Source organism: Mucilaginibacter pankratovii (assembly GCF_014773265.1).
GTDB lineage: Bacteria > Bacteroidota > Bacteroidia > Sphingobacteriales > Sphingobacteriaceae > Mucilaginibacter > Mucilaginibacter pankratovii.
In genome coordinates this window covers 1-3,914 of the sequence record NZ_JACWMY010000025.1, presented here as the reverse complement: position 1 = coordinate 3,914, position 3,914 = coordinate 1, and the positions used below count along the sequence as shown (strand labels likewise).

Sequence of the window (3,914 nt, the reverse complement as noted above, 5' to 3'; positions counted from 1 at the left end):
TGAACAACCTGCAACTTAAAGGCAAGGCTATAATCGCGCTGACTGCGCCGATCGCTTTGTTTTTTTCTTTCTTTCATATAAGTCAACTTGGGTGTCAACTTATTTCAGGACGGGACAGTTCTCTATAAAAAGCCCCATCTAAAAACCTACTTCTTACCCTCTTTGCGAAGCAGAGAGGGTCGGACAGCGTAGCGTCGTCGGGGTGAGTCAAATAGCCACGCGGTATCCGTGTCCATCCCTCGCATTTTTCTGAACCGCTGATTTTACTGATTAATTGATTACGTTGATTGTCTGAACCTTGATTGATGAGATTAAATGATTTCCTGATTTTTTCCTAACCGTCAGCAGAGCAGCTTCGGGCGAAAGCGGGGAGAACGTGGTGGCCGGTGCGGCAGGAGGGGCATAGCAATACTTGCAGAAGGGAGGGGAATGCGGGGCGCGCCAGCGGGGCAAGATTTTGCAGCCCGTGGTTCTGCCCGGTTTGCAGGGCAAAGGCCTGTGCGGCAAAGAAGCCTTTCTACTGACTTGAACTTTTGCTTCTTTTCTTTCAAGAGAAAAGAAGTAGCCCCTGCGGCAATGAGCAGACGATGTTTTTAATTACACCAATAACCTGTTCAAAGGAAAAAAAATAAAAATATCTCACCCCACCTATTGCAACGTACGTTTTCAATGCATACCTTTGGTTTATGATGTTGTTTAAGAAAGATAAACCCGCTGATAACGTACCAACCAAAACCGAAATGGATGTGCTGCAGGTGCTTTGGCAGTACGGCCCGTCGACAGTGCGTTTTGTGCATGATAAACTGAACGAACAAAAAGAAGCTGTGATATATACCTCTACCCTGAAGCTGATGCAGGTGATGAAGGAAAAAGGCATGCTGGAGCGCGACGAAACCAACATGAAACACATTTACAGCGCCGCGCTGGAAGAAGACAAAGTAAAAGGGAACATGCTGGGCCGCTTTGTAGATTCGATGTACAATGGCTCGGCAAGCAGCCTGATGGTTGCCCTGCTGGGTAACGATAAAACATCCGAAGAAGAATTGCAGAAGATAAAAGAGTTGCTTAACAATATGGACAAAGGCAAATAAAACCAAAACAATGCAGCTGTTAACCACCATCACTACCAACCGCGTCATCCAGGCATTTAGCTGGATGCTTATCCACTCGCTGTGGCAGGGCTTGCTGCTGGCGATTTTTACGGCGCTGGTATTAATGGCAACGCGCAAGGCAAGCGCGGCTTTGCGGTATAACCTGGTGTTTGTGCAGTTTTTATTGTTTGTGACTGCCTGCGCCGCCACCTTTGCCTGGGTTTGGAACACCGGGAATGTACAAAGCATCCCGCAGGTATTTGCCGGCAAGCTCGCTGCCAATGCCACGCAGGCGTTTAACATCGATGCGGGCAGCATCAGGACTTTTGGCTTTGCCTGTGCTAATTATTTTACGGTAAATGCACCATTTGTTGTGCTGGTATGGTGCATCCTGTTCATCATGCGGTCGGTAAAGTTTATGGGCGGACTGATGTTTATCCAGCGGGCGCGGCACCGCGATATTTCTGTACCAAACGCTTACTGGCAGCAACGCATGGCGGTATTATGCGAAAAGCTGCAGTTAAAACGCGCCGTACAACTGCTGGAATCGGGTTATGTAAAAGTACCTTTTGTGGTGGGGCATTTAAAGCCGGTGATATTAATGCCGATCGGCCTGTTGACAGGCTTGCCACCCGAGCAGGTTGAAGCCGTGTTGCTGCACGAACTGGCCCACATCCGCCGGAACGATTATGTGGTGAATTTTCTGCAAACCATTGCGGAAACGGTGTTCTTCTTCAACCCCGGATTGATGTGGATCTCTTCCCTGCTACGTGATGAGCGGGAGAACTGCTGCGACGATATCGCCCTGGCGCAAACCAAAAACAAGCGCGAGTTTGTACAGGCGCTCATTAGTTTTAAAGAATATTCGCTTTATGGCGCGGGGTACCAGGTGGCTTTCCCGGGGAAAAAGAACCACCTGCTGCAACGGGTGAGCCGCATCCTGCAAAATCAAAACAAGGCTTTGGGCAGGGCAGAGAAGGTTTTCTTTATGGCGGGGATCATTATCCTCTCGGCTATGGTGGCAACAGCGGCCATAGCGCAGATCAGGGTGATAACCCGTGGCGAAACAAAGGTATCAGTAGTTGCAGGCCAACCTGCTGTGCAACCGGCAAAAACCGAAAGGCAAGCGATACGCGCTGCAAAACCGATTGTGGTTGTTAAAAAGAACAAACCCGTACCGGCGCCTGTCAGCCGCGAGCCAGAGGAGTTGATGCCACCCACCACATCGGCAGAAGAGAAAGCCGACCTGGACAAGGCCCTAAAAGAAAAATACGCCGGCGAGCTGGCCAAAACAGAAGCCGACCGCGCCAGGCAAGTGGCCGACTGGGCACGCTTTAACAGCTCCTCGACTACTGAAACCCCTGTAAAGCAAAAACAGCAAACCGAAATTGATATGCTGCAGGCCAAACGCGATAAAGAACAAGCCGAACGCGATATGAGGCAGGCGGCACTCGATCAGATACAAGCAGGCAAAGACCAAATACAAGCCAAACGCGACCAGGAACAAGCCGCCCGGGATCAGCAGCAGGCCTTCAAAGATCAGCAACAAGCCAAAAAAGACCAGTTAAGAGTTCAACAGTACAGCCAGCAACACAGTACCAGTAACGTCAGCATCCAATTATAAGCACATACCGCTAACGCAATTTGGTATAGGAAAGCGCGCCCGTACCTATGGCTAATAGCACCTGATAAACCCAACCGGCACCGCATTTTTTAAAACTTACCAAACGGTGAGGCGGATTTGTATTGCCTATTTTTTAACCTTTAGATCAACAACAAAATGAAAACACAATTTTTAAAACACGGCCTTTTATTGGCCGCAATGGCCGCCACTACCCTAAGCTACGGGCAGGCGAAGAAAAAAACAGTCCGCGATAGCTCGCCAAACAGTAATTACATGACCTCCTCCGTTACCAACGGGCAGCAGGTAGAGGAGTTTCGCACCAACTGGGATGGCGTGGTTTACAAAGCCAAATTTGTAAACAACAGCATAACCGAACTGAATGTAGACGGCGAAGAGATCCCTGCCTCGGGTTGGAGCAAATACAGCGATGTTATTGCCAAAATAAAAGAGCAGATAAGGCGCGATAAGATCCAGGCCAAGAAAGACCAGGCACAAGCCGCCCGCGATATGGTGCAAGCCAAACGCGACCAGGAACAAGCAGGCCGCGACCAACTCCAGGCCAAGCGCGATGCCGAACAAGCCCAAAAAGACGCCGTACAGGCCAAACGTGATGCCGAGCAGGCGCAGAGAGACCAGTCCGGTGCAGGCGAAGCCCAGTTACAAGCCAAACGCGACCAGGAGCAGGCCGCCAAAGACATGGCGCAAGCCAAACTTGACCAGGAGCAAGCCGCTAAAGATCAGTTGCAAGCGAAAAAAGATCAGGAGCAAGCAGCTAAGGACCAGATCCAGGCAAAGAAGGACCAGGAACAAGCCCGGCAGGACCAATTGCTGCTGAAAGCTTTATTAACCGACCTGGTAAAAGATAAAATTATAGCAACCGATAAAGACGTGCACGATCTCACCCTCAACACCGAAGAAATGACCGTAAACGGCAAAAAACAGCCCGAAGCTGTTTTTACAAAGTACAAAGATAAATACAAGCGCTTCAGCCATCTTAATTTGAGCTATGGCAACGCCGATGGCGTGCGCACTTACCAGGGGTTACATTTTAGTAATTGAGAGGATCTAGCCGATTTCACCACCACGTCATTGCTGTAAGGGTTTAGTAATTCGATGACAGATTAGCGGTTTTAATTTTTGTTGTTTAGGGTGCACATTTCAATAGGTTTTTTACCATTAATACCTTGATGAGGCCTTTC

General features: G+C 49.2%; 3 protein-coding genes. All 3 read left to right on the top strand.

Going from position 1 to position 3,914, the window contains the following annotated elements; genetic code table 11:
• Positions 1–686: 686 nt before the first annotated feature.
• On the top strand, positions 687–1,091 hold the full coding sequence (locus IDJ77_RS27445) for a BlaI/MecI/CopY family transcriptional regulator (RefSeq protein WP_191192203.1): 405 nt from the start codon (positions 687–689) through the stop codon (positions 1,089–1,091).
• Positions 1,092–1,101: 10 nt separating this feature from the next.
• Complete coding sequence (locus IDJ77_RS27440) at positions 1,102–2,715, top strand: M56 family metallopeptidase (protein ID WP_191192202.1); 1,614 nt, start codon at positions 1,102–1,104, stop codon at positions 2,713–2,715.
• A 156-nt stretch (positions 2,716–2,871) separates the two neighbouring features.
• On the top strand, positions 2,872–3,774 hold the full coding sequence (locus tag IDJ77_RS27435) for a hypothetical protein (RefSeq protein ID WP_191192201.1): 903 nt from the start codon (positions 2,872–2,874) through the stop codon (positions 3,772–3,774).
• The last annotated feature ends 140 nt before the right edge of the window (positions 3,775–3,914 follow it).

What these genes read in the sequence shown, in the direction of transcription:
- IDJ77_RS27445 (WP_191192203.1), top strand. Translation starts at nt 687, where the DNA reads ATGATGTTGTTTAAGAAAGATAAACCCGCTGATAACGTACCAACCAAA.
- IDJ77_RS27440 (WP_191192202.1), top strand. Translation starts at nt 1,102, where the DNA reads ATGCAGCTGTTAACCACCATCACTACCAACCGCGTCATCCAGGCATTT.
- IDJ77_RS27435 (WP_191192201.1), top strand. Translation starts at nt 2,872, where the DNA reads ATGAAAACACAATTTTTAAAACACGGCCTTTTATTGGCCGCAATGGCC.